This window comes from Pseudarthrobacter ribosi (assembly GCF_055412865.1).
On record NZ_JBVAYZ010000013.1, the window covers coordinates 79,919 to 102,065 of the forward strand.

The 22,147-nt window shown below is 69.7% G+C and carries 19 protein-coding genes; 7 read left to right on the forward strand and 12 right to left on the reverse strand.

What is annotated here, in order from left to right; translation table 11 throughout:
- Positions 1 to 23 precede the first annotated feature (23 nt).
- Genes ACZYZ5_RS13840 through ACZYZ5_RS13850 form a run of 3 tightly spaced genes read left to right on the forward strand, consistent with a single transcriptional unit; the run spans position 24 to position 2,430 of the window.
- Positions 24 to 1,016 (forward strand): DMT family transporter, encoded by a 993-nt coding sequence (locus ACZYZ5_RS13840; RefSeq protein ID WP_463902343.1) that lies wholly within the window; start codon positions 24 to 26, stop codon positions 1,014 to 1,016.
- A gap of 21 nt (positions 1,017 to 1,037) precedes the next feature.
- Positions 1,038 to 1,499 carry a metallopeptidase family protein gene (locus ACZYZ5_RS13845; RefSeq protein WP_463902345.1) on the forward strand — a complete coding sequence of 154 codons (462 nt, stop codon included), beginning with the start codon at positions 1,038 to 1,040 and terminating at the stop codon, positions 1,497 to 1,499.
- A 10-nt stretch (positions 1,500 to 1,509) separates the two neighbouring features.
- Positions 1,510 to 2,430 carry a cation diffusion facilitator family transporter gene (locus tag ACZYZ5_RS13850; RefSeq protein ID WP_463902346.1) on the forward strand — a complete coding sequence of 307 codons (921 nt, stop codon included), beginning with the start codon at positions 1,510 to 1,512 and terminating at the stop codon, positions 2,428 to 2,430.
- A gap of 89 nt (positions 2,431 to 2,519) precedes the next feature.
- On the opposite strand, the gene ACZYZ5_RS13855 is transcribed toward ACZYZ5_RS13850, so the two are convergent.
- The 6 genes from ACZYZ5_RS13855 to ACZYZ5_RS13880 all read right to left on the reverse strand — a co-directional run bounded on the left by ACZYZ5_RS13855 (position 2,520) and on the right by ACZYZ5_RS13880 (position 10,321).
- Complete coding sequence (locus tag ACZYZ5_RS13855) at positions 2,520 to 3,371, reverse strand: ABC transporter permease (protein WP_463902347.1); 852 nt, start codon at positions 3,369 to 3,371, stop codon at positions 2,520 to 2,522.
- The gene (locus tag ACZYZ5_RS13860; protein WP_463902348.1) at positions 3,361 to 4,350 is read right to left on the reverse strand and encodes an ABC transporter ATP-binding protein; all 990 of its coding nucleotides are present in this window, start codon (positions 4,348 to 4,350) and stop codon (positions 3,361 to 3,363) included. Before ACZYZ5_RS13860 ends, ACZYZ5_RS13855 begins: the two co-directional genes overlap by 11 nt.
- Before the next feature lie 43 nt (positions 4,351 to 4,393).
- Positions 4,394 to 5,545 (reverse strand): LolA family protein, encoded by a 1,152-nt coding sequence (locus ACZYZ5_RS13865; RefSeq protein ID WP_463902350.1) that lies wholly within the window; start codon positions 5,543 to 5,545, stop codon positions 4,394 to 4,396.
- Positions 5,546 to 5,668: 123 nt separating this feature from the next.
- Positions 5,669 to 6,436 carry a hypothetical protein gene (locus ACZYZ5_RS13870; RefSeq protein WP_463902351.1) on the reverse strand — a complete coding sequence of 256 codons (768 nt, stop codon included), beginning with the start codon at positions 6,434 to 6,436 and terminating at the stop codon, positions 5,669 to 5,671.
- A gap of 12 nt (positions 6,437 to 6,448) precedes the next feature.
- On the reverse strand, positions 6,449 to 9,184 hold the full coding sequence (locus ACZYZ5_RS13875; protein WP_463902385.1) for a PEP/pyruvate-binding domain-containing protein: 2,736 nt from the start codon (positions 9,182 to 9,184) through the stop codon (positions 6,449 to 6,451).
- A gap of 99 nt (positions 9,185 to 9,283) precedes the next feature.
- Positions 9,284 to 10,321, reverse strand: a complete 1,038-nt coding sequence (locus tag ACZYZ5_RS13880) for a universal stress protein (protein ID WP_463902352.1) — start codon at positions 10,319 to 10,321, stop codon at positions 9,284 to 9,286.
- Between the two features lie 481 nt (positions 10,322 to 10,802).
- On the opposite strand from ACZYZ5_RS13880, the gene ACZYZ5_RS13885 reads away from it, so the two are divergent.
- Positions 10,803 to 11,456 (forward strand): NAD(P)/FAD-dependent oxidoreductase, encoded by a 654-nt coding sequence (locus ACZYZ5_RS13885; protein ID WP_463902387.1) that lies wholly within the window; start codon positions 10,803 to 10,805, stop codon positions 11,454 to 11,456.
- A 36-nt stretch (positions 11,457 to 11,492) separates the two neighbouring features.
- Here ACZYZ5_RS13885 and ACZYZ5_RS13890 read toward each other — a convergent pair whose 3' ends face one another.
- Positions 11,493 to 12,086: a copper resistance CopC family protein gene (locus ACZYZ5_RS13890; RefSeq protein WP_463902354.1), complete on the reverse strand. Its 594-nt coding sequence runs from the start codon at positions 12,084 to 12,086 to the stop codon at positions 11,493 to 11,495.
- Positions 12,087 to 12,207: 121 nt separating this feature from the next.
- Here ACZYZ5_RS13890 and ACZYZ5_RS13895 point away from each other — a divergent pair, with 121 nt between their 5' ends.
- Both ACZYZ5_RS13895 and hutG read left to right on the forward strand, forming a co-directional pair.
- Positions 12,208 to 13,650, forward strand: coding sequence for an NCS2 family permease (locus tag ACZYZ5_RS13895; RefSeq protein WP_463902390.1), 1,443 nt, complete (start codon positions 12,208 to 12,210; stop codon positions 13,648 to 13,650).
- Between the two features lie 168 nt (positions 13,651 to 13,818).
- Positions 13,819 to 14,772, forward strand: coding sequence for a formimidoylglutamase (hutG, locus tag ACZYZ5_RS13900; protein ID WP_463902356.1), 954 nt, complete (start codon positions 13,819 to 13,821; stop codon positions 14,770 to 14,772).
- Positions 14,773 to 14,805: 33 nt separating this feature from the next.
- Here hutG and ACZYZ5_RS13905 read toward each other — a convergent pair whose 3' ends face one another.
- The 5 genes from ACZYZ5_RS13905 to ACZYZ5_RS13925 all read right to left on the reverse strand — a co-directional run bounded on the left by ACZYZ5_RS13905 (position 14,806) and on the right by ACZYZ5_RS13925 (position 20,989).
- Positions 14,806 to 16,110, reverse strand: a complete 1,305-nt coding sequence (locus ACZYZ5_RS13905; protein WP_463902358.1) for a cation:proton antiporter — start codon at positions 16,108 to 16,110, stop codon at positions 14,806 to 14,808.
- 112 nt (positions 16,111 to 16,222) lie between these two features.
- On the reverse strand, positions 16,223 to 16,468 hold the full coding sequence (locus tag ACZYZ5_RS13910) for a hypothetical protein (RefSeq protein WP_463902360.1): 246 nt from the start codon (positions 16,466 to 16,468) through the stop codon (positions 16,223 to 16,225).
- Positions 16,469 to 16,618: 150 nt separating this feature from the next.
- Positions 16,619 to 18,211: a histidine ammonia-lyase gene (hutH, locus tag ACZYZ5_RS13915; protein WP_463902361.1), complete on the reverse strand. Its 1,593-nt coding sequence runs from the start codon at positions 18,209 to 18,211 to the stop codon at positions 16,619 to 16,621.
- A gap of 99 nt (positions 18,212 to 18,310) precedes the next feature.
- On the reverse strand, positions 18,311 to 20,008 hold the full coding sequence (gene hutU / locus ACZYZ5_RS13920) for a urocanate hydratase (protein WP_463902363.1): 1,698 nt from the start codon (positions 20,006 to 20,008) through the stop codon (positions 18,311 to 18,313).
- A 138-nt stretch (positions 20,009 to 20,146) separates the two neighbouring features.
- Positions 20,147 to 20,989, reverse strand: a complete 843-nt coding sequence (locus ACZYZ5_RS13925) for an IclR family transcriptional regulator (RefSeq protein ID WP_463902365.1) — start codon at positions 20,987 to 20,989, stop codon at positions 20,147 to 20,149.
- Between the two features lie 220 nt (positions 20,990 to 21,209).
- On the opposite strand from ACZYZ5_RS13925, the gene ACZYZ5_RS13930 reads away from it, so the two are divergent.
- The gene (locus ACZYZ5_RS13930; protein WP_463902367.1) at positions 21,210 to 22,136 is read left to right on the forward strand and encodes an SDR family oxidoreductase; all 927 of its coding nucleotides are present in this window, start codon (positions 21,210 to 21,212) and stop codon (positions 22,134 to 22,136) included.
- Positions 22,137 to 22,147: the final 11 nt, after the last annotated feature.

The following is a 22,147-nucleotide window of genomic DNA, read 5'->3' on the forward strand; positions in this document are numbered from 1 at the left end:
GCCGCGCGGACTAGATTGGCAGCATGGCCACAACCGCCCAGACAGGCTCCCCCCAGCCGGACGGCACGCACCAGGACGGCACCCACGAAGTGCCGCCGCATGCTCCCGCCCCCGCTCCCCCGTCCAAGACCCTGCAGCCGGGCCAGATCAGCCGGCTCGGCATCGCCGCCGTCGTGGTCACCGTGGTGCTGTGGGCGTCCGCCTTTGTGGGCATCCGGGCCGTGGGACCGAGCTTCTCCCCCGGCTCCCTGACCCTGGGCCGGCTGGCCATTGCCGCCGTCGTGCTGGGCCTGGTGGTGCTCCCGCAACTCCTGAAGACCCGCAACCTCCCCCGGGGCCGCGAATGGTGGCCCATCCTGGCCTACGGCGTCATGTGGTTCGGCGGCTACAACGTGGCGCTGAACGCCGCGGAGCACCTCCTCGACGCCGGCACGGCCGCCCTGCTGATCAACGTCAACCCGATCCTGGTCGCCATCATGGCTGGCGTGATCCTCAAGGAGGGCTTCCCGCGCTGGCTGATTATCGGCAGCCTCGTCGCGTTCGGCGGGGTCGCGGTGATCGCCCTGGGTTCCGGCCAGCGGTCGACGGCGGACGTCGCCGGGGTGCTGCTGTGCCTGCTGGCCGCGGCCCTCGCCGCGGTGAGTGTGATCGTGCAGAAGCCGGTGCTGCGGAAGATCCCCGCCGCCCAGGCCACCTGGTTCGGGATCATGGTCGGCGCCATCTGCTGCCTGCCCTTCAGCGGCCAGCTGATCTTCGAACTGCAGGCGGCCCCGCTGCCGGCCACCCTGGGCCTCGTCTACCTCGGCGTTTTCCCCACCGCGATCGCCTTCACCACCTGGGCCTATGCCCTGTCGCTGATCGACGCCGGCCGGCTGGCCGCCACCACCTATCTGGTGCCCGGCACCACGATCCTGATCTCCTGGCTGGTGCTCGGCGAGATCCCCACCGTGTGGGGCCTGGTCGGCGGCGCGATCTGCCTCGTGGGGGTGGGACTGACGCGGCGCCGGTCCCGCTGATTCGGCGCTAGAGTTTCAGCTATGCCCGCCTCCCTGCCGCCAGGCCTCCCGATCATTCCGGACGGTCCGGACAGCCCGGACGACGGCGGGAACGGCGCCGGCCACGACCACGCGCCGTTCCCGATGTCCGAGACCGACTTCGAAGCCGCGGTGAACGACGCCCTGGACCGGATCCCGCCGGACCTCGCCAAGACCATGAACAACGTGGCCATCTTCATCGAGGACGACTACACCCCCCAGCCCGGCGACGATCCGGACACCGTCCTGCTGGGCCTCTACGAGGGCGTGCCGCTGACCGAACGGGACTCGTGGTGGGACGCCGGCTCGCTGCCGGACCGCATCACCATCTACCGCCAGCCGATCCTGGACATCTGCGAAACACGCGAGGACGTCATCGACGAGGTGACGGTCACCGTGGTTCACGAGATTGCACACCACTTCGGCATCAGCGACGATCGCCTGCATGAGCTCGGCTGGGGCTAGCCTTGTAGGCATGGGACACGACCACAGCCACTCGCACGGCCTGACCGGCACCGCCAAGCACCGGAAGCGCCTGGTCGCCGTCCTGGCCATCACCCTCGCCGTCGTCCTGATCCAGATCGTCGGCGCGCTGATTTCCGGCTCCCTGGCCCTGCTGGCCGATGCCGGCCACATGCTGTCCGACGCGGCCGGGGTCTTCATCGCCCTGCTGGCCGCCTGGATAGCCGCCCGGCCGGCGAGCGAGCAGCGCACCTACGGCTACCAGCGCGCCGAGGTCCTGGCCGCCCTGGCCAACGCCCTGGTGCTGATTGTGATCTCGGTGGTCATCTTCACGGAGGCCATCCGGCGGCTTGGGTCCGCACCCGAGGTGCAGACCGACGTCATGCTTGCCGCGGCCGTCCTCGGCGCCGTCGCCAACCTCGTGTCCCTGCTGATCCTCCGCGGCGCACAGAAGGAGAGCCTCAACGTCCGCGGCGCCTATCTTGAGGTGCTCGGCGACCTGCTCGGCTCCTTCGCCGTGATCGCCGCGGCCGTGGTCATCATGGTCACGGGCTTCCAGGCGGCGGACACCATCGCCTCGATCGTCATCGCGCTGATGATCCTGCCGCGGGCCTGGCACCTGCTCCGCGACGTGGTGGACGTGCTGCTGGAGGCGACCCCCAAGGGCGTGGAAGTGCAGATGATCCGCGAGCACATCCTTGCCGTGGAGGGTGTGGTGTCCGTACACGACATCCACATCTGGACCATCACCTCCGGCGTGCCCGTCTTTTCAGCCCACGTGGTGGTGGAGGATGCGGCCCTGGGTGCCCGCGGCGCCGACCAGATCCTGGACAAGCTCGTCAGTTGCCTGGGCTCGCACTTTGACACCGAGCACTGCACCTTCCAGCTGGAACCGGTCTCCCACGCGGAACACGAATCACACCAGCACGCCTGAGCCCTGTCGATGTCAGGAATGCAGCTCCACCCCGTGGCCGCCCGCTGCTGAGCGGCAGCAGGCTGGAAGCCGCAGCCCGAAGGCCGCTGTCAGGAAAGCACGTCCTTGGTGACGAACCGGCCGTAGGCGAGCGCACCGAACACGGCGACGTAGCCGCCCTGCAGGAGTGCATTGGTGAGGAAGGAATCCCAGGCGATGGGCTGGCGGAGCAGGTCGGCGAAGTCCAGCCAGTAGTGGCTGAACAGCCACGGGTGCAGCCATTCCAGCTGCGGCAGCGCGTCGAGGACCTGCGAGACCACCGAGAGCACCACCGTGGACGCCATCGCGCCCACGGGGACATCCGTGAGTGTGGACATAAAGAGCCCGATCGCCGACAGCCCCATCAGCGACACGGCAAGGTAGGCGGCAATCAGCAGCAGCCGCTGCAGCGCCTCGGCTGCACCGATCGAATCCCCGGAGAGCAGCGTGACCGGCCCCACGGGGAACAGCGCCGCACCGATGCCGGCCCCGACCAGCGCCACCACGAGCGGCGCCGCGACGGCGAAGGCCACGGCCCCGGCGTATTTCACGAGCAGCAGTCGGACCCGGCCCGCGGGCGCCACCAGCAGGTACCGCAGCGTTCCCAGCCCGGCCTCGCCGGCCACGGTATCGCCTGCCACCACCCCCACGGTCAACGGCAGGAACAGCGGGACGGACACCAGCATGGCCGTCACGCCAACAAACAAGCCGTTCTGCGTGATGCGGTCCAGGAACGCCGGTCCCCGTCCCGGCGGAACCGCGGAGGACAGCCGCACGGCCACGGCGATCAGGATCGGAATGGCTGCCAGGGCGCACAGCATGGCCCAGGTCCGTCGGCGGCGGAAAAGCACCCCGAGCTCGGAGGCGAACAGACCGCGGCCCCACTGCCCCCGGGGCGTGGACGCGGATTCTTTACTGGACAACGTCAAAGCCCTCCCCCGTCAGCGCCACGAAGCGATCTTCCAGGCTGACCTGCTCGGTGGAGAAGCCCCGGACCCGGACGCCGGCGGCCACCAGGGCGGCCACCACCGCTTCCGGTGCCACGGCTCCGTTCCCGGCCGCCACGGGAAGCGGCGCGTAGAGGACCTCGCCGCCGCAGGGCGCTGCACCGCCGGCACTTGCGGCCGTGTTCAGGCCCAGCCGGGCCAGCACCTCGGCCGCGGTTCCCGCGTCGGGCGTCAAGACGCGGATCCGTGCCTGCCCGCCCTGGCGCAGTTCCGTGAGGGTTCCCTGCGCCACCAGCCGGCCCGCGCTCATGATGGCCGCGTGGGTGCAGATCTGTTCCACCTCGGCCAGCAGGTGGCTGGAGACAAACACGGTGGCGCCGTCGGCCGCGAGCGAGCGGACCAGGCTGCGGACCTCCCGCGTGCCCTGCGGATCCAGCCCGTTCGTGGGTTCGTCCAGGATCAGGAGGTCCCGGGGTGCGAGCAGGGCATTGGCGATGCCGAGCCTCTGCTTCATGCCCAGCGAATAGGCCCGGACTTTTTTGTCCGCGGCATGCGTCAGCCCCACCCGCTCCAGCGCCGACTGGACCCGGGCCTTCCGGGTGGCGGCGGGAACATGCGGGTCAGCGGCGTCGAACCGGTGCAGGTTGGCGGCCCCGGAAAGGAAAGGATAGAAAGCCGGTCCCTCGACCAGGGCACCCACGCGCGGCAGCACCGCGTGCAGTAGCCGCGGCATTTCCTCGCCGAGGAGCCGGACGGAGCCAGCCGTGGGCGCGGCGAGACCGAGCATGAGCCGGATGGTGGTCGTCTTTCCCGAGCCATTGGGACCCAGGAAGCCGAAGACCGAACCCCTGGGCACGGCCAGATCAACGCCGTCGACGGCCAGCTGGTGGCCGAAGCGCTTGCTGAGACCGGTCGTCTCGATGCTTAGTTCCGTCGCCGGCGCGGCGGCGGTCACGCGGCGGACACCGGGCGGTTCACCGGGTAGTTCGCCAAGTCGTTCACCGCGGCGTGGCGGCGGCCTGCAGCCGCTCCAACGGCACGGAACCGGCCAGGATGCGCCCGTCGTCGAGGATCAGCACATTCACCAGCGACGTCGACACGAGCCGCCCGCCCGGGACAGCGACCGCGGCCTGCTCCAGCAGGGCGGCCGCGCCGGACCGGGTTCCCTTCGGGTCCGAGGGTCCGGGCCGCAGCGGGTTGGCGGTTGCAGGATCCGGGGTTCCCTGCTGAAGCTGTGCCTGGCCCGGCATCGCCACGGCCCCGGCCGGGAATTCGAGCACCGAGGCCCAACCCGCGCCTGTGACGGTCGGCCGCTTGGCAGCCTTCGCGGCAGCGTCCGACGGCGGCAGGGCGGCGGCCTTGTGGTCCGGCACCGGGATTTCCTCCACGGTGGCGCCGGGCGGCGGGGTGAAGTTGAAGATGGCGGCATCCGGGGCCTCCAGCGTGAGGCTCGTGTAGGCCACGCTGAAGGCCGGCTCGGCCTGTCCCCGCGCCTTCACTTTCACGCCGAGCGGAAGTCCGCTTTCGCCGTCGACCGCGATGGCGACGGAACCCACCAGGGTGGCATCCGACGTCGGGGTCAGCAGGAGATTGTAGGCGGCCCGTCCGGCGACCTGGACGTCCGCTCCGACGGTCACCTCGGTGCTCGCGTCGAGCTTGCCGAGCAGCTTGTCGGCCAGCTCCTCGGGGGTCGCTACGGTCCCGGGGCGGGCTTCATGGCGGCCGTCGGCATCGGCGGGCAGCTGGGCGTGGGCGGCGGTGTTGTCCTTGGAGTTGTAGAACCAGAGCTCGTTACCGTTCCGGACCGCGTTCCGTTCCGCCATCCGGTCCATGATCTGCACCCGGGCCTTCTCCGGCCCGTCCAGGTAGACACGAGCTGTGTGCGGTCCGGTCAGCAGTTCCAGCCAGGCGGTCTCCGGGGACCCGGCACCGGCCTTCGGAAGTTCCGGCAGGCCCATCTCGGAGGTTTGTTCCAGCGTCCCGGACAGGGACTTCTCGCCGTGCTGGGCGACCATGAGCAGCACCTGCTGCGGGGTCTTCTCCGGCAGCGGGTCTCCGGCGCTCGCGGGAAGGGATCCGGAGAGGACGCCGGCCGCGATCACGGCAGGCACCACCGCAGCGGGCATCCAACGCAGCCATTTGCGCGTCATCGTGACCGCGCTCCAACCTTGCAGCTCATGATTCAACAGTACGCCCGGGACTGGCCCGTTTCACCCTTCGCCGGCAGATCGGTTCCGGCGGTTCGCCTCCGTGGTCGCGGCCCGGCTTCGCGGCTAGGAAAAAACATTCAGCGTCAGTTCGACCGCCCCGAGCAGGAGCGCCAGGACCGACGTCCCGAGTCCGGCAACGAGCAGCAACCCCGGGTGGGCGAGTCCCACGACGACCCGCCTGAGCCGGGGCCTGCCGCGCAGGAACTTCTTGGGCAGCCCGCCCGGCGCGGGGTCCTGCCTCCAGCCGCGGAGCCGCCGGAGGAACCACGCGCAGCGGACGATGAACGCCAACCAGAGCACGGATACGACGAGGGGAACCGCGGCCAGCAGGAGATTGAACCCCAAGGCCGTGACCTCGCGCTCGGAGGCGCCGACGAGGGACTGGATGGTGGTGGAGATCGAGGCGCTCATGACCACCGAGACACCCCACACGAGGAACGCCGCGGTGAGGGCGAGGAAACGGACGAAGAAGTGCCCCAGCACGGAGTCCTTCCGCGGTCTGAGATACCGGCGCGGCGTGGCCTGCAGCAGGGCGATGGTCGCCAGCAGGGTAGGTAAGGCGGCCATCCCGACGATCACGTACCAGGACCAGCCCGCAAAGTCGAAGAAGTCGTCCGCGACGATCACGACCGCCCAGAATCCCGTCCAGGCCCAGCCGGCGGTGAGTGGCCGGCGGACCAGCCAGCCGGGGAGCCAGGAGTCGTCGGTGCCGGGCTCCGCCGGCTGGGGCACCTCCGCTTCGGGTTCCGGCTGGTTTGCCGGCTGCGTTTCCGGTTGGTTTTCCGGCCCGGCCGTGTCGCTCGCCGGCGGGGCGCCCTGCGCGTCGCTCATGTCCATTTGTCGCTAGGTCCCCGCCGATGGGGCGTCCGGCACCACGGTGCCGGCAGCGCCGTCGACCGTGACGCTGTGCCCGGTGACGATCAGCGAGGTAGCGTCCGGAACCCCGACCACTGCGGGAATCCCGTACTCCCGGGCGACGACGGCGCCGTGCGAGTTGGGGCCGCCCATTTCCATCACCAGACCGCCGGCGGTCAGGAACAGCGGCGTCCAACCCGGGTCCGTGGACGGCGCCACGAGGATCTCGCCCGGCTCCAGGTGCGCGCCCTGCGGCTCCAGGATCACGCGGGCCGGGGCGGTGACCGTGCCCGCCGACGCCGGAGTGCCCGTCAGCAGTCCGGCGGATCCTGCGTCCGCACTGGCCGGGCCGGCCTGTAGCGCCTCAGGTTCCGTCCCGTCCGAGAGCAGTACCCGCGGGATATGCCGGCGGCCCAGTTCCTGTGTGTACGCTTCACGGCTCTGCGCAACCACATGGTGCAGCTCCCTCCCCGCGAGGCCTTCGCGGACCTCGGCCAGGTCCAGGAAAAAGACGTCGTCCGCCATGGAGATGTTTCCGGCGGCCGCGAGTTCGGTCCCGATGGCCTGGAGCTGACCGCGCACCGCGGCCAGGGCCTCGACGATGTGGTACTTCGGCAGTTCCCGCAACCCGGCAAACATCCGGGTGCGTTTCAACGCCGCCCGTACCAGCGCTGCGCGCAGCCTGCCCCGCTCCCCCGCGGCGGCGGCAAGCCGCTCCACCTGGGACTCAGCGTCGCGTGCCGCTTTGCTAAACAGCCGGTCCGGGGCCTGGCCGGGATCGTCCAGCCGCAGGTAGTTGGCCAGGACGCCGAGGATGTGGGCCGGGTCGTCGGACCAGCGCGGCATCCCGAGGTCAATTTCCGCCACGGCACGGTGCCCGTAGCGGCCCAGGAATCCGGCGAGCCCGGATTGCGCGACGGCGGGCAGCTCGCGGGCCCGGTAGCGGCGGACCAGCTCCGGCACTCGTGTTTCATCGAACCCAGCGCCCTCGAACACCGCCGCGGATCGGGCATCGGCCCGGATGGCTGAGGCGAGCTGCCAGAGTGCCAGGTCCATTTCAGTGGTCACATTGTTGGGAAGTCCCCGCAGCACCGGCTGCAGTGCCCCCGGGCCGGCGGCGGGTCCCAGCAGCCGGCCGGCGCCCGCCAGGAGGGCAAAGCCCAGGGCGGGCAGCGGCAGGATGTTGGGTACCACCGGGAAGAGCTCCTGTCCGAGGATGCGTTCCACATGGTCCAGCCGCTGCACCGGGGTGGACCCGGCCGGGACGACGAGGGCGGACCTGAACCGTTCGCCGAACCGTTCCGCCCGGCGCAGCGCGGCCTCGGGCCGGAACAGGGCACGGAGCAACGACTCCGGGACCCTGGCCCGCGCCGCCACCGGGCCCACATGCCGCAGCACCCGCCAGGGGGACCTGCTGGTGACGGAAAAGCGGGGGTCCGCAAACAGCCGCCGCAGCACGACCGCGGAGCGGGCCTCCATCATGTCGAACACCCGCGGCACGATGGCCCGTCCCACGGCGCTGCGCACCACCGGGGTCAGGTCGAAGAAGAGGCGCTGGCCGGCCTGGACGTAGGGCCGCGGCCCGTCGTGCGGCACGGGGACGTCGAAGTTCGCGGCCCGTGCCACGGACGAGGCAATCAGCCGGAAGCCTGCCAGCCCCATCGGGGTCAGCGGGCGGGTCAGGCCCTGGGCCAGGCTGAAGCACAGGTAGACGCGTGTCCCGTCCCGGCCGCGACGCGGCTCCGGCAGCGGGTAGAGGGTGGTGATGGGCCGCGACTGCGTCAGCCACGCTGCTCCGCCGCCATCAATCGCCCATTCGAGGTCCTGCGGCGCGCCAAGGTGCACCTCGGCGCGCCGGCCAAGCCGCTCCAGCGCCAGGAGCTGGGCGTCGTCCAGGCAGGGCCGGGACCCGGATCCGGGCTGCTCGATCCGTTCGGTTCCGCCACCCGGCAGTGGCCGGATGGCCACCGTTTTGCTCCCGGTCCGGCGCTCGAGGATTAGCCGCGTGGCGCTGTCGACGACGAAGTGGTCCGGGTTGACCACCCCGGACACCACGGCCTCGCCCAGCCCGGGGCTGGCATCGATGACCGCCTCGTGGCGCCGTCCGGTCACCGGGTTCGCGGTAAACAGGACACCGGCCACGGTCGCGTCCACCATCTGCTGGACCACGACGGCGAGCGACACCGTTGCGGGGCTGATTCCGTGGGTGGCACGGTAGCTCACGGCACGGTCCGTCCAGAGCGAGGCCCAGCACCGCCGGACGGCGGCCAGGACGGCGTCGGGGCCCACGACGTTCAGGAAGGTGTCCTGCTGGCCGGCGAAGCTGGCGAACGGCAGGTCCTCGGCGGTCGCGGACGAGCGCACCGCCACGGGCGCGTCCGGTCCCAGTGCCGTGTAGGCGGCCCGGACGGCCTCGGCAATGTCAGCGGGGATGTCAGCGGCCAGGATCAGGGCGCGGGCGGCGGCGGCCAGCCGGGCGAGCCCCGGAAGGTCCTCCGGAGCGGCCGCGGCCAGTCCGGCGTGGATGACCTCGAGCCCGGCGGGCGCCGTGGCACGCCGGTAGGCCTGCGTGGTGAGGCAGAATCCGGCCGGAATCGGCAGCCCGGCCCGCAGCAGTTCACCGAGGTTAGCCGCCTTGCCGCCGACGTCGGGCAGCAGCTCCGTGCCGGCCAGGTCCAGTGCGAGCACCAGCCCGGGCGGCGGTTCCTGCCGCTGTTCCTGCACCTGTTCCTGCACCGGCGCACCCTGGCTGGGGAGCTGTTTCACCTGCCGGCCCTCCCTTCAGCGAGGAAGCTTTCCGTCCCGGGTCCGGACCGGTCGGGACTATGAATCGCCGAGGATGGGTCCGAAGTTCACCCGGTCCGCCAGGCGGGGATCGTCCCGGTCCGGGACCACCATGACGGGGCCCTTGGCGTGGTGCAGGATCCCGTCCGAGGTGGACCCGAGCAGCATCCCGGCGAAGCCGCCGCGGCCGCGGGTGCCGACGACCACCAGTTCCACATGCCGGCTGGCCCCGACGAGGATGTCCACGGGCGAGCCGTCAACGAGCTGCGTCTCCACTGTGAGGTGGGGAAAATGGCTCCTGATCCAGGCTAGGCCGGCCTCGAGCTGGGCCCTGATGTCGGCAAAAAGCGCGTCACGGTCCATTGGCGCGGGAACCCAGGCAAGCGAACCGCTGTACTGCGGGACGGCGCACACTACCCTCAGCCGCGCCGAGAGCCGCTCGGCCTGCGCCGCCGCCTCCAATACCGCCACGCGGGCCTGTTCAGAGCCGTCGACCCCCACCACCACCACGTTTTCAACCGGGACGTGACCGGACTTCGCCCGCTCCGCGAGGACGTGCTTGTCGTCGGTGGTCTCGCCCAGGCGGTCGGAGCAGATCAGGGGCACGGTGACCGTAGGGCACTTGGCGTGCGCGGGGAGGGCGCTGCTGACGGAGCCAAGCAGCCGGCCGACGAAACCGCCCCGGCCCCGGGTGCCGAAGACCAGCAGCTCGGCGGTTTCGGACATCTCCAGCAGGACGCCGGAGGCATCGCCATTCTCGACGGAGGCGTCGACGTCGATTAGGTAGCCGGCCACCTTGTTCACAGCCTGCTTCAGGATGGCCTCCGCGCCTTCGCGGATCACTGAATCATCCACGGTGGCGTACCCGCCGTCGAGCCCTGACGCCGCGAAGATTGGAATGGAATAGGCAGTCACGATGTGCAGCGGGCGATTGCGGCGCTCGGCCTCGCGGGCGGCCCATACCAGGGCACACTTGCTGTGGTCTGACCCGTCAACGCCGACCACTATCCCCCGGGGACCCGCGGATCCGCCGGGGGTATCCCCTGCCGGATCCGGATGCACCTGTTCTCGGCCCATGGGGTCCGCCTCCTCGCGATTCTTGCCGTATGTTGCGGCTATTCTGCCAGACGTGTCCGCGTGCAACGTCCACCGGCGACGCGCCCGAAGAATCCGCGGGCTAGAACCCCTGGTCTTTACAACTATTCTCGGTTTTTTGGGAACTAGCAAGCGCCCCGGCGGGCCTCTGGTCTGGCGGTCGTCAGACAGGTTTTACCCAGTTTTTACAGGGCTTCCGGCGGCCCCGGAGGACGGTGGAAAAGCCCCGCGGCGCCGCCCGCAAAGCCCGGGAATTCCCGGATGAGCCAATGTGTCGGCCGCTCTATCCAAGGCCGGAAATGTTAGGTAGTCTTCGAGGCGTTGCTGAACCGAGACTCGTGTTTCAGAACGCGGAAACTGCTGCTGATGCAGTGAGGGCCGTATTCGGGGCGGGCAGCGGACGGCGTCCGGGGCATCGGCCCCGCGACTGCACCATTCGAGGAGGGACCCTGCAGTGTCGACCATGCCTATGTCCGGTGGGACCGAACGGACCGCAGCCGTCGTGATCGGCACCGGCCTGTCCGGGCTGGCGGTTGCTAGCGAGCTGCAGCGACGCGGCGTCGACTCCATTACTGTGGACGGGCTCGATCTTCTGGGTGCCGGGCATCCGGCCAACACCTCCTCCCTGCAGCGCTGCGACGCGGCCGACGCCGCCAGCCTCCGGGAACGCAACGAGATCCTCCGGCACCTGCGGAACTACGCCACCAGCCACAAGCTGGACGTCCGGAACAACATCCGGGCCCTGCAGTTGGACCACGTCGACACCGGCGTCAGCGGCGACACCGGCGTCAGCGGCCTCACCGGACCGGCCCAGCAGTGGGCTGTCCGCACCCCCGGCGGCGTCCTGCTGGCGGATCACCTCGTCCTGACACGCTGCGCCCACAGCCAGCTGCGCCGGTTGCTCTCGGAGCTCGGCATGACTGCGGGGCAGAATCTGATGGCAGCCATGCACGCCCTCGGGATGTACCTCGTGGGCGTGGGCGAACTCATCACCCCCACGCCGAAGGAGGTGCTGCGCCAGGCGAAGGTCGTGGGCCAGGCGATCTCCGCCAAGGTCCACCCCGACGGCTTTCCCGCTGCCTTCCCGGCCTACTACGACCTCGCCGCGCCGGCCTAGCCGCAGCTCGCCGCCCCGGAGTTTTGCGCTACTGGTTCAGTTTTTGGTGTCGCTGCCGGAGTCCGATTTGAGCCGGCTCTTGGCCATCAGGCCCAGGACCACCAGGATGCCGACGGCCGTTCCGACAAAGATCACAATGCTCCAGGGGAACGGCTCCGCGGAACTGGCCGGCTGCGACGGCGCCGGTGTGACGCCCGGCTGGGCGGTTCCCATCGTGGGAACCGCGGCAGCCGCCGTCGAGCCCGTCGCTGCGGCCGTGGCCGTGAACGTGAAGGTGCCTTCGATCGGGTGTGAATCCGAGCTGACGACGCGCCACGCCACCGTGTAGGCCCCGGCCGGGGCGCCGGCCTTGAGCTTCTGCGAGGCGACGTTGTCCACGATCTCGACGGCGCCGTCGGACCAGTTGGTGCCGGCGGCATCGTTCACCAAGATCTGCGACCCCAGCGCGAGAGGATTCTTGTTGAAGGTGACCGAGACCTGCTCCGGCGGCGCTGCCACCGTGGCGCCGGAGGCCGGGCTGGTGGATTCGGCGGCATCGTGGGCCGAGGCGGGCGCCACCGCGCCCAGCAGGGCGGCGGCGAGGATCGCGGCGCCCACGAGGGCACTTAATAGCGGTCGGATGAGGCGCATGGAAAAGCTGCTCCTAGTGTTGGCTTCCTTACAGACTAGGCGAAAACGCGGGGTTGGCCATCTGGCGCCAAATAGGATTTAAACAACACACATCACTCCCGGAGGACTAATGCAAGATCTAATGCTCAAGCAGGGCTCCGCACTCGATCGGTATTTCAAGATATCCGAGCGGGGGTCAAACGTCTCGCGGGAGATCCGGGGAGGCTTCGCCACGTTCTTTGCCATGAGCTACATCGTGGTGCTGAACCCGCTGATCCTCTCCGGCCCCGATTCCTCCGGCGCCACCCTCGGCTTCCCCGCCGTCGCCGCCGTCACCGCCTTTGTGGCCGGCATCCTGACCATCCTGATGGGCGCGTGGGCCAAGCACCCCTTCGCGCTGGCAACGGGCCTGGGCGTCAACGCCTTCGTCGCCGTCACCGTGGCCACCAACCCCGGCCTGACCTGGCCGGACATGATGGGCCTCGTGATGCTCTCGGGCATCACCATGCTGATCCTGGTCCTCACCGGCTTCCGGACCGCGGTCTTCAAGGCGGTCCCGGAAGGGCTGAAGACCGCGATCGTGGTGGGCATCGGCCTGTTCATCGCCCTGATCGGCCTGGTCAACGCGGGCTTCGTGCGCCGTATCCCCGATGTTGCCGGCACCACCGTTCCGGTCGGCCTGGGTTTCGACGGCAAGCTGACGGGCTGGCCCACCCTGGTCTTTGTCTTCGGCCTGATCCTCACCATCGCCCTCGTGGTCCGCAAGGTCAAGGGCGCGATCCTGATCGGCATCGTCGCCTCGACCGTCCTGTCCGTGATCCTGGAATTCACGCTGCACATCGGCCCCAGCTTCGACGGCACGACCTACAACCCGCAGGGCTGGTCCCTGGTGGCGCCGGCGTTCTCCGAATGGGCGGCCCCGGACCTGTCGCTGATCGGGCAGGCCAACCCGTTCGGCGCCTTTGAGCACCTCGGCTTTGTCGCCGCGACCCTGCTGGCGTTCGTGATCCTGCTCAGCATCTTCTTCGATGCCATGGGCACCATGGTGGGCCTGGCCACGGAGGCCGGCAGCATCGACAAGGATGGCAACATCCCCAATGTGGACCGTGTGCTGCAGGTGGACGCGCTCGGCGCGATCATCGGCGGCGGCGCTTCGGTCTCCTCGAACCAGATTTACGTCGAATCCGGCGCCGGCATCGGCGAAGGCGCGCGAACCGGCCTGGCCTCGGTCGTCACCGGCCTGCTATTCCTCGTGGCCATGTTCTTCACGCCGCTGATCAACCTCGTGCCGTTCGAGGCTGTGGCCCCGGCGCTCGTCGTCGTCGGCTTCATGATGGTCTCCCAGGTCGGCAAGATCGACTGGCAGGACATGGGCATCGCGATCCCGGCCTTCCTGACGTTCACCCTGATGCCGTTCACTTACTCGATCGCCAACGGCCTGGGTGCCGGCTTCATCACCTTCGTCCTGATCCGCACCTTCCAGGGCCGCGCACGCGAGGTGCACCCGCTGATGTGGGCTGTGGCCGCGGCATTCCTGCTGTTCTTCGCCATCGGCCCGATCGAGGCCGCGCTGGGGATGCACTAGGCACCTCCGCTCCCCTCTGCCGCCGAGGTGACACTTCGCACCCATGTTTGTCCAAAGCATGGGCGCGAAGTGTCACCTCGGCGGTGTTTAAGTGTGAATTCCGGGATTACGGACACTCCGACGGCTGCGCGGCTGGCTTTCCGGCCCGCGCTGCGGTGAGCTAGGGGCATGGTTTCCCCCGCGCCCGCCGTTGATGTCCCGCCGCAGCCCTGGACCGGACGGTTCGACGGCGACGGGCCCGAGCACCGGCGCTGGTGGCAGGCCATCACGCCCTACACGCCGCGCCCCGTCCACACCGCCTCAGCCCGCTCCGCCGTCATCCTCGGCTTCGGCAGCGACGCAGGGGTGCGCCGCAACAAGGGCCGCACCGGGGCCGCCGCGGCCCCCGCCGCGATCCGTGCGGCCCTCGGTCCGCTCGCCTTCCACCTCAACCGGGCAGTGCACGACGCCGGCGACGTCACCGTTGCCGGGGATGCCCTGGAGGCGGGTCAGGCGCGTGCCGGGCTTGCCATCACCGGCCTGCTCGACGCCGGGCAGCTTCCCGTGGTGCTGGGCGGCGGGCACGAGACCGCGTTCGCAAGCTACCTGGGCGTGGCAGGCTCGGCGGCGGTCCGCGAGGGCCTGCGTGTGGGGGTGCTGAACCTGGACGCGCACTTCGACCTCCGCGACGAGGCAGTGCCCAGTTCCGGGACCCCGTTCCTGCAGATGGCCCGCGCGGAAGCCGCCGCGGGCCGCGAACTGAGGTACGCCGTCGTCGGGATCTCCGAGCCGAACAACACCCGGGCGCTGTTCCGGACCGCTGAGGAGCTGGGGGTGGACTTCCTGCTGGACGAGGACTGTTCCGCCGAGGCCGCGCACGTGTTTGTCGCCGCGTTCCTGGCGCAGGTCGACGCCCTGTATCTGACCATCGACCTGGACGTGCTGCCAGCCTCGGTGGCGCCGGGCGTGAGCGCACCGGCCGCGTACGGCGTGCCGCTGCCGGTGATCAGCGCGGTGTGCCGCCAGGTGGCCGCGAGCGGAAAGCTGCTGCACCTCGATGTCGCCGAGCTGAACCCGGAGTTCGACGTCGACGCCCGCACCGCGAAGGTGGCCGCGCGGCTCATCAATACGGTGCTGGGGTAGCCGGCTGCCTGGAGGGCACAGCGTGCGGCCCCGTCAGATCGGTGTTTTCGGTGCCTTGCCCTCGTCGCCATGCTGCCGCGCGGCCTTCCGTTCGCGGAGCCGGTCCAGCCGGTTCATGACCGGTGCGGTGGTGGCCCCGTGCAGCACGATGGACATTGCCACCACCAGGCCGATGACCGCCCACAACTGCTCGGCCTGGGCGTCGAAGTCGCCCTTGCTGAGCGCGTAGGCGAGGTAATAGAGGGAGCCGATGCCGCGGATGCCAAAGAAGGCGATGGCGATCCGTTCCCGCGGGCCGGTCTTGCCCCGGGCCAGGCCGATCCAGCCGGCCAGCGGACGGACGACCAGCAGGAACGCCAGCGCCACCAGGATCTCCGCCCAGCCGATGCCGGCCAGCAGGCCCCGGGCAATCGCGCCGCCCAGGAGCACCAGGATGACCACCGTCATGAGCCGTTCGAGCTGCTCCACGTAGGAGTGCATCACGCGGTGGAACCCATGGGTGCGTTCCGCGGCCCGGATGGTCACCGCACACACAAAGACGGCGACGAACCCGTAGCCTTCCAGCATTTCCGTGACCCCGTAGGCCAGGAAGGTCGCCGCCAGCGCCACGAACCCTTCGGAGTGGGCGGACAGCCGGATGCTGTCCCGGGCGGAGAAGAACAGCCGGCTCAGGGCTTTCCCGGCCAGCCAGCCAAGGAGCACGCCCATGCCGATCCGCCAGACGACGTCGATGGCGAACCAGGAGACGAACCACTGCGACGGCGAGGGACCGACCAGGCTGATGGCGATGGCCAGGTAGACAAACGGGAAAGCCAGGCCGTCATTCAGGCCTGCCTCGGAAGTGAGGCCGAAGCGGATCTCGTCTTCGCCGCGCTCGGTTTCGTCCTCGTCGTCGGCGGGCTCGCCCACCTGGACTTCCGAGGCCAGCACGGGGTCGGTCGGCGCGAGCGCCGCCGCGACCAGCAGTGCGGCTCCGAGCCCCAGCCCCAGCACGCCAAGGCCCAGCAGGGTGAGGGCAACGATGCAGATCGGCATGGCCACCCCCAGCATCCGCCAGGTGGTGGACCATGAGCGCCTACCCACCGGGCGGTCGAGCGCGAGGCCGGCGCCCATCAGCGAGATGATGACGCAGACTTCGGTCAGATGGGTGGTGAACTCCCCGTATTGCAGCGGGTCCGGGTCCGGCAGGTCCGGGATGAACGTGAAGGCCAGCATGCCGGCGGCCAGGAAGACCATGGGCATGGACAGCGGCGCGTTGCGCAGCAGCCTGGGCAGCAGGGCCGCGGCGAAGACGGCCAGGCCTGCCGCCGCAAAAATGACACTGGGCGCCTCAAACACTGCGTATCCCTCCTGCCGGGGCCCGGAAGCCCGGGGATGAGTGAGGCGCCGTCCTTGCGGAACGGCGCCCCCTCACCAAGATACGCGCGACCGGCGCGAAAACCGTGTGCGGCTAGCTGCGCCGCACCTCCACGCCGTCAGATTTCAGGAAAAGCTGCGTCTCGGACGGTGCCGGCGGGACCGCCGGGACCAGCCAGAGAACGTTGCCGCTCAGTGAGACTTCTTCGACCTCACCCGCGGCCAAAACCTGGGCGTGCTTGAGGATTTCGACCCGGTCCCCGGCCTTGAGGCTCCGCCAGTCGGAGACCGCACTGACCGATGCCAGGCGCCTGGAAATTACCGTCCCCCGTGCTTTCATGAACTTCTACCCCTTTGTATATGTTCCTCGTCACAACTTCGTTGGTGTGACTTTCCATTTGTACTACAGTTCCCGGGACCCCGCTGGCCGTGTTGCCCACTATTTCGGGGGCACCGGAAATAGGCCACCCGCACTGAACTTTGTTTTCCCTCAGGCCAGATTTCCGACGGCGGATTCGGCGGCGGCCCGCACCCTGCCCGAGGCGACGAGGCGGTCCGCCGCTTCCAGCTCCGGGGACAGGAACCGGTCCGTGCCGGGACCGTCGACGACGTCGCGCAGCGCGGCGATCACGGCGGCGCCGGCGGGACCCGGGGTGAGTTCGCCGCCGGAGAGCTGCGTGCGGATGTCCAGTGCCCGCGCCGAGGTCACCAGTTCGATCGCCAGGACGCGGCGCAGGTTCTCCACGGCGCGGCGGAGCTTCCGGGCCGCGTGCCAGCCCATCGACACGTGGTCCTCCTGCATCGCCGAACTCGGGATCGAGTCCACCGACGCCGGGACAGCCAGCCGCTTGTTGTCCGAGACCAGCCCGGCCTGGGTGTACTGGGCGATCATCAGGCCCGAGTCGACGCCGGGGTCCGCCGCCAGGAACGCCGGCAGCCCGTGCGAGCGGGCAGGGTCCAGCATCCGGTCGGTCCGGCGCTCGGCGATGGAGCTCAGGTCCGCGACGGCGATCGCCAGGAAGTCCAGCACGTAGCCGACCGGGGCGCCGTGGAAGTTGCCGTTGGAGCTGACCCGGCCGTCGGGCAGGACCACCGGGTTGTCGATCGCGGCGGCCAGTTCCCGGGAGGCGACCATGGCGGCGTGATCCACGGTGTCGCGGACGGCGCCGGCCACCTGGGGGGCGCAGCGCAGCGAGTAGGCGTCCTGGACCTTGGTGTCGTTGATCCGGTGCGAGGCCACGATCGGGGAGTTGGACAGGACCCGGAGCATATTGTCCGCGGAGGCGGCCTGGCCCGGGTGCGGGCGCAGCGCCGCGTGCAGCTCCGGCAGGAACACCTGGTCGGTGCCGAGCAGCGCCTCGACGCTGAGCGCGGCAGTGATGTCCGCCGTCGTGAGCAGCTGGCGGATGTCCGCGATGGCCATCAGCAGCATGCCCAGCATGCCCTCGGTGCCGTTGACCAGCGCCAGGCCCTCCTTCTCGGCAAGGGTGACCGGCTCGATCCCGTGCGCGGCGAGGAGTTCGGCGACCGGGCGGCCGTCCTTCCCCCCGTACAGTTCACCGTCCGGGCCGGTGGCTTCGCCTTCGCCCATCAGGACCAGCGCGCAGTGGGACAGCGGGGCGAGGTCGCCGGAGCAGCCGAGCGAGCCGAATTCGCGGACCACCGGGGTGATGCCGGCGTTGAGGACATCCACCATGGTCTGCAGGACCACGGGGCGGACGCCGGTGCGGCCGGACGCGAGGGTCTTGGCGCGCAGGAACATGATGCCGCGGACCACCTCGCGCTCCACGGCCGGGCCCATGCCGGCGGCGTGGCTGCGGATCAGCGACTTCTGCAGCTGGGTGCGCAGTTCGGTGGGGATGTGCCGGTTGGCCAGCGCCCCGAAGCCGGTGGAGATACCGTAGGCGGGAACCGCGCTGTGGGCGAGGTCGTCGATGTGGGCACGGACCTTGGCGACGGCGTCGAGGGCGTCCTGGGCAATGGTCACCCGGGCGTCGTGGCGGGCGACGGCGACGACGTCCTCGGGCGTGACGCCGCTGGAGCCGAGGGTGACGGTGAGCGGTGAGTGTGTGGTGACAGTCATGGGATGTTCCTACTTATTTCCCATCGGTTGCTCCGCAACTGCCCTTTTGGTGGCTCAAAACGGCAGTTACGGAGCAGTCGATGTGGGTTGGGGCCTTGGTTAGCGGGCTTCTGACATCGGAATGCGGACGCCGCGTTCGGCGGCGACTTCGACGGCGCGGTCGTAGCCGGCGTCGACGTGGCGGATGACGCCCATGCCCGGGTCGTTGGTGAGCAGGCGCTCGAGCTTCTGCGCGGCCAGGTCGGTGCCGTCCGCGACGGAGACCTGTCCGGCGTGGATGGAGCGGCCGATGCCGACGCCGCCGCCGTGGTGGATGGAGACCCAGGTGGCGCCGGAGGCGGTGTTGAGCAGGGCGTTGAGCAGCGGCCAGTCCGCCACGGCGTCCGATCCGTCAGCCATGGCTTCGGTTTCGCGGTAGGGGGAGGCGACGGAGCCGGAGTCGAGGTGGTCGCGGCCGATCACGATGGGCGCCTTGACCTTGCCCTCCTTGACGAGCTGGTTGAACAGCAGCCCCGCCTTGGCGCGGTCGCCGTAGCCCAGCCAGCAGATCCGGGCCGGAAGGCCTTCGAACTCGACGCGCTCGGCGGCGGCGTCGATCCAGCGGTGCAGGTGCTTGTTCGCCGGGAAGAGTTCCTTGATGGCCTTGTCCGTGACCGCGATGTCCTCCGGATCACCCGAGAGCGCGACCCAGCGGAACGGGCCCATGCCCTCGCAGAACAACGGCCGGATGTACGCCGGGACGAAGCCGGGGAACTCGAAGGCACGGTTGTAGCCGCCCTTGCGGGCCTCGTCGCGGATGGAGTTGCCGTAGTCGAACACCTCGGCGCCGGCGTCCTGGAATTCGACCATGGCCTGGACGTGTTTGGCCATGGAGGCCTGGGCCTTTTTGGTGAAGCCCTCCGGGTCGGCCGCGGCCTCACGGTGCCATTCCTCGACCGTGACGCCCTCGGGCAGGTAGCTCAACGGATCGTGCGCGGAGGTCTGGTCCGTGACGATGTCCACGGTGAGTTCCCCCGCGTTGTGGCGGCGCAGGATCTCCGGGAAAACCTCTGCGGCGTTGCCGACGTAGCCCACGGACCAGCCGCGGCGTTCTTCCTTGGCCGCCAGGACCTTGGCGATCGCGGCGTCGAGGTCGGTCTCGACCTCGTCGAGGTAGCGCTTGCCGAGGCGGCGGCGCAGGTGGCTTTCGTCGACGTCGACAATCAGGCAGGCACCCTCGTTCAGGGTGACGGCGAGCGGCTGGGCGCCGCCCATCCCGCCGCAGCCGCCGGTGAGGGTCAGGGTCCCGGCGAGGGTGCCGTTCTCGTCGCCGGTGAGCTTGCGGGCGATCGCGGTGAAGGTCTCGAACGTGCCCTGCAGGATGCCCTGGGTGCCGATGTAGATCCAGGACCCGGCGGTCATCTGGCCGTACATCATCAGGCCCTCAGCCTCGAGCCGGCGGAACTCGGGCCAGTTCGCCCAGTCACCGACGAGGTGGGAATTGGCCAGCAGCACCCGCGGCGCCCATTCGTTGGTGCGGAAGACTCCGACCGGCTTGCCGGACTGGACCAGCAGGGTCTCGTCCTTTTCCATGGTCTCCAGGGTGCGGGTGATCGCGTCGAACGCGGCCCAGGACCGGACAGCGCGGCCGGTACCCCCGTAGACCACCAGGTCATCGGGGCGTTCGGCGACCTCGGGGTCCAGGTTGTTCATGAGCATGCGCAGCGGGGCTTCCGTCTGCCAGCTCTTGGCGGTGAGCTCGGTGCCGCGGGCTGCTTTGACCGGGCGGGCGCCGGTGGTGAAATCGGCGGGTGCCATGAGGGGCTCCTTTGTGTCTTGATGGTTCCGGGGAATGAGGTTCTGTATCAACTAAAGCCTGTCCGCGGCCGCGGAAACAGGCCTCACCCAGGGGTGCTGTCCGGGATTCCAGACCCGCCCGCCGCCAAGGCGGGCCGGTCAGCCGGGCTGCGGGCGGCCGTGGATCCGGAGGGAGAGATCGTCCGCGGCTTTCCGCACCCGGGCGGCGAGGGCGGGCCACTCCTCGGGCGGGAGTTTGTCCTCGAGGAAGGTCACGGCGACGGCGGCGGTCGGCCAGCCCACATGGTCCGTGACGGCGGCCGCGATCGAGCCGAAGCCGGGCGTGACCTCCCCGTGCTCGGTGGCATAGCCGCGCTGCCGGACCTGGTCCAGATGCGAGGAGAGCGCCGAGTATTTCATAATCGGCGATTCGGTCTCGTGCCGGGCGGTGAAGGCGGCCGCGTTGGGGTACAGCGCCCGGACCTGCGATTTGGGCAGCGCGGCGAGGATGGCGCGCCCGCTCGCGGTCAGGTGGCTCGGCAGCCGCACCCCGACGTCGGTCACCAGCGAGGGGCGGTTCTTTGCCCGCTCCTCCACGATATAGAGCACATCGCGGCCGTGCAGGACGGCGAGGTGGGCGCTTTCACCGATCACGTCCACCAGCGCGGCGAGCAGCGGCCGGCCCAGGCGCGAGAGCGGCTCCTGCCGCGAATACGCCGAGCTGAGCTCGAAGGCACTGATCCCCAGCCCGTAGCGCTGCTCCTCGTGCAGGTGCAGCACAAAGCCGTTGGCCTCCATGACGCCCAGCAGGTGATAGACGCTGGAGCGCGGCAGCCCCAGCGCGGTGGCAATGTTCGACGCCGCCATCGGCCCCCGTTTGGAGGCCAGCAGTTTGAGGATGCGCAGGGTATTTTCCGCTGCCGGAACTTTGGAGGTCACCTTGACCGGGGCGGCGTGGGGTGCCGCCTCGTCGGCAGGCGGGGGTGTGCTGGTCGCTGGCATGGATCCTCTTCAAGTGCGCGGTGTCCGGTATCCCGTACTTAATCATGCGCCCCGGGCCGGGGTTCCGGACCGTCCGACCGGCGGAGCCTGTCTGGAATCCCGGACTTGCGTCCGGTTCCCGCAGCGCAGGGCTGGCCGGGAGTCCGAGGACTTCCGCCCCTAGCCATTCCCCCGGCGGCGGTGCTTCGATGGACGCCGTGGCTGAAAGGCAGGGAAGTCCGTGACAGCTCCTGATTCGGCACTGGCCGGCAAAGTGGCCTTAGTGGCCGGGGCGACGCGCGGCGCCGGCCGCGGCATCGCCGTCGCCCTCGGGGAGGCCGGAGCCGTGGTCTACTGCACTGGCCGCTCGACGCGGAGCCGGCGGTCCGAGTACGACCGGCCGGAGACGATCGAAGGGACCGCGGAACTGGTGACAGCTGCCGGTGGAAGGGGGGTCGCCGTCGCCGTCGACCATCTTCAGCCTGGCGAAGTGGAAGCATTGGTTCAGCAGATCGACGCCGAAGAGGGCCGGCTGGACATCCTGGTCAACGACATCTGGGGCGGCGAGCGCCGGATTGAATGGAACACGCCGGTCTGGACCCACGACCTGGATTCCGGGCTGCGGATGCTCCACACGGGTCTCGACACGCACCTGATCACAAGCCACTTTGCCCTGCCGCTGCTGATCCGTCGCCCCGGCGGCCTGGTCGTGGAGATGACCGACGGGACGCGCGAGTACAACGCGGGGCACTACCGGGTCTCGGTGTTCTATGACCTCGTCAAGGCTGCAGTTCTCCGCCTCGCCTTCAGCCAGGCGGAGGAACTGAAGCCATACGGATGCTCCGCGGTGGCCCTCACGCCCGGCTGGATGCGCTCCGAGATGATGCTCGAAGCGTTCGGCGTCACGGAGGCGAACTGGCGTGATGCCGCCGCCGTCCAGCCGCACTTCGGCGCGATTTCGGAGAGCCCGCGCTTCGTCGGTCGTGCAGTGGCTGCCCTCGCTGCCGACCCCGGTGTGCTGGGCCGCAGCGGCGGCTCCTACTCATCGGGCGGGCTGGCCCGCGACTACGGCTTCACTGACCTCGATGGCTCCCGGCCCGACTGTTGGCGGTATCTCGAGGAGGTTCAGGACGCGGGCCTTCCGGCGGACGCAGCCGGATACCGGTGAATTGCCGGTTG

What these genes read in the sequence shown, in the direction of transcription:
- ACZYZ5_RS13925 (WP_463902365.1), bottom strand. Translation starts at nt 20,989, where the DNA reads ATGCCAGCGACCAGCACACCCCCGCCTGCCGACGAGGCGGCACCCCAC.
- ACZYZ5_RS13890 (WP_463902354.1), bottom strand. Translation starts at nt 12,086, where the DNA reads ATGCGCCTCATCCGACCGCTATTAAGTGCCCTCGTGGGCGCCGCGATC.
- ACZYZ5_RS13845 (WP_463902345.1), top strand. Translation starts at nt 1,038, where the DNA reads ATGCCCGCCTCCCTGCCGCCAGGCCTCCCGATCATTCCGGACGGTCCG.
- hutG (WP_463902356.1), top strand. Translation starts at nt 13,819, where the DNA reads ATGGTTTCCCCCGCGCCCGCCGTTGATGTCCCGCCGCAGCCCTGGACC.
- ACZYZ5_RS13840 (WP_463902343.1), top strand. Translation starts at nt 24, where the DNA reads ATGGCCACAACCGCCCAGACAGGCTCCCCCCAGCCGGACGGCACGCAC.
- ACZYZ5_RS13880 (WP_463902352.1), bottom strand. Translation starts at nt 10,321, where the DNA reads ATGGGCCGAGAACAGGTGCATCCGGATCCGGCAGGGGATACCCCCGGC.
- hutU (WP_463902363.1), bottom strand. Translation starts at nt 20,008, where the DNA reads ATGGCACCCGCCGATTTCACCACCGGCGCCCGCCCGGTCAAAGCAGCC.
- hutH (WP_463902361.1), bottom strand. Translation starts at nt 18,211, where the DNA reads ATGACTGTCACCACACACTCACCGCTCACCGTCACCCTCGGCTCCAGC.
- ACZYZ5_RS13865 (WP_463902350.1), bottom strand. Translation starts at nt 5,545, where the DNA reads ATGACGCGCAAATGGCTGCGTTGGATGCCCGCTGCGGTGGTGCCTGCC.
- ACZYZ5_RS13870 (WP_463902351.1), bottom strand. Translation starts at nt 6,436, where the DNA reads ATGAGCGACGCGCAGGGCGCCCCGCCGGCGAGCGACACGGCCGGGCCG.
- ACZYZ5_RS13895 (WP_463902390.1), top strand. Translation starts at nt 12,208, where the DNA reads ATGCTCAAGCAGGGCTCCGCACTCGATCGGTATTTCAAGATATCCGAG.
- ACZYZ5_RS13910 (WP_463902360.1), bottom strand. Translation starts at nt 16,468, where the DNA reads ATGAAAGCACGGGGGACGGTAATTTCCAGGCGCCTGGCATCGGTCAGT.
- ACZYZ5_RS13850 (WP_463902346.1), top strand. Translation starts at nt 1,510, where the DNA reads ATGGGACACGACCACAGCCACTCGCACGGCCTGACCGGCACCGCCAAG.
- ACZYZ5_RS13885 (WP_463902387.1), top strand. Translation starts at nt 10,803, where the DNA reads ATGCCTATGTCCGGTGGGACCGAACGGACCGCAGCCGTCGTGATCGGC.